The following is a 1,060-nucleotide window of genomic DNA, read 5'->3' on the forward strand; positions in this document are numbered from 1 at the left end:
GTGTCACATCCCGCGTGATTATACGGCCTCTTTCTGAAGAGGTCCGGCCGTTGTTTCTGCCAGTCTTTGAGAGCATTGATTGGGGTTCGGCCCTTCAGCACTGATTGCGGAAGCTGACCGTTGTAGAGCCGGACGTAGCGAAGGATGGTCTGTTCCAGATCCTCGCCGCTGCGGAAGCGGTGGCTTTGCAGGATGTCCTCGATCCGTCCGTTGAAGCGCTCGACCATGCCATTGGTCTGCGGGTGCATCGGCGGGGCCAGGCGATGCTCGATGCCGAGATCGGCGCAGAGGCGATCGAAGTCGTGGTTGCCGGTGGGCCCCCGGCGGCGAAGGCCGAACAAACGATCGGTAAACTCCTTGCCGTTATCCGTGAGCACGCGGGTAATCGTCATCGGTGCGGCCCGCTCCAGATCCCGCAAGAAACGGCGGGCATTGGCCGCCGTCTTCGCCGGGTAGATGCGCACGAAGACCCACCGCGTGGCGCGGTCGATGGCCACGAACAGATACCGGCGGCGGTCCTCGTCGGCCATCTGCGGCAGATATTTCACGTCCACATGAACATAGCCCGGCTCGTAGGCCTTGAACGGTTTGTGCGCAGGCCGAGGTTCTGCGGGCCTTAGCGCACGCAGATTGCCTACGCCATGACGGCGCAGGCAGCGGTCCAGCCCGGAACGGGAGACATGCGGGTTCAGGAACTCCCTCACCACCGACAGGAGGTCATCCAGCGGTAGCAGCAACGACTTGCGCAGCGCCACTGCCACAGCTTCTTGCGCGGGCGTGAGCGTTGTCTGAAGCCGGTGCGCAGTATGGCTGCGATCATGGACGCTGTCCCGGCTCCGCCACTTCCAGACGGTCTGCATGGAGATGCCGTAGCGCTCCGCCACCCTCCAGGCCGGTTCCGTGCTTGCCTGGATCGCGGCCCGTATCTTCGGTGTTGTCGCTGCCTGCTTGTGAAGAGAAATCAGCATCCTCGCCTCCCGTCCCGAAGCTCGCCCAGGATCGATCTTGCCACGAAGAGCGCGGTCCGGCGAGGGTCTACGTGATCATCCGGGATAGAACA

At 63.1% G+C, this 1,060-nt stretch carries 1 protein-coding gene; it reads right to left on the reverse strand.

The window, feature by feature from the left end; genetic code table 11:
• On the reverse strand, positions 1 to 968 hold a 968-nt coding region (locus tag TW83_RS18715; RefSeq protein WP_045984298.1), incomplete at its 3' end, for an IS481 family transposase.
• Between the last annotated feature and the right edge of the window lie 92 nt (positions 969 to 1,060).

Source organism: Paracoccus sp. S4493 (assembly GCF_000967735.1).
In the GTDB taxonomy this organism is placed as follows: Bacteria; Pseudomonadota; Alphaproteobacteria; order Rhodobacterales; family Rhodobacteraceae; genus Paracoccus; species Paracoccus marcusii.